The 753-nt window shown below is 43.8% G+C and carries 1 protein-coding gene; it reads right to left on the reverse strand.

The annotated features are described in order from the left end of the window. Nucleotides 1-60 precede the first annotated feature (60 nt). Nucleotides 61-753, reverse strand: a 693-nt coding sequence (locus EBF12_RS10975) for a hypothetical protein (RefSeq protein ID WP_157979119.1), incomplete at its 5' end; no start/stop codon positions are given.

Genomic DNA, 753 nt, shown 5'->3' on the forward strand with positions numbered 1-753 from the left:
TTGCCCCTTTTTGTCGGTAAAAACAATGTCGCTAGAATCCACTTCATCAAAAATCCCTTTTTATGGAGGTGTTGTGGAGCTTACATTATGTCCTTGATGGCTAAAATACTCTTGCACGAGCTTTTCTTGCTGGGCTATATTTTGGGCGGATTGTGCTTCGTGGTTTTTAAATATCTCTAGCCTGTTTGCATAATGCTTATTACGCGGATTCTCTTTCGCGTATTTTTCTAGCGTGGGTGCAAGCTTATAAATCTCATTATGCGTGCCTATAAGCACTTTTGCGTCATCGGCGATGGGTAGTATAATCTCTTTGCCATCTTTATGCACCGCTTGCGGATAGACAAAAAGCTGGTCGTGTGTCTTCCACCCAAACTTCGCAAACTCATCGTGGTAGGGTGCTAGGATTTTATCTCTTATCGCTCCTATCTCTTTGGCTCGTGCTTGTTTGGCTTCTGCGTCCTTTTGTGTCTGCTCTGGCATTTTGTGATAGGCATTGATTTTCGTGCGGAGCTTGTCGTTGTAGGCTTGGGTGATTTCTTTTGCGATTTGCTCGGCTCGCTCTTTGGCTTGTGGCGTTTGGCTTATGACTTCTTGCAGGGCTTCTAGGATTTCCTTAGCTTCTTTGGCTTCATCGCTCCCAATCATATATGTATCGCCCTTAGCTTTTATCTCTTTGGCGATTGCATTATATTTTTCAAGCTCTGGCAGCAGCTCACTATACTCGTGCTTTGTTTGTGTGGTTTGCGGTATAAT

This window comes from Helicobacter labetoulli, from assembly GCF_003670275.1.
In the GTDB taxonomy this organism is placed as follows: Bacteria; Campylobacterota; Campylobacteria; order Campylobacterales; family Helicobacteraceae; genus Helicobacter_C; species Helicobacter_C labetoulli.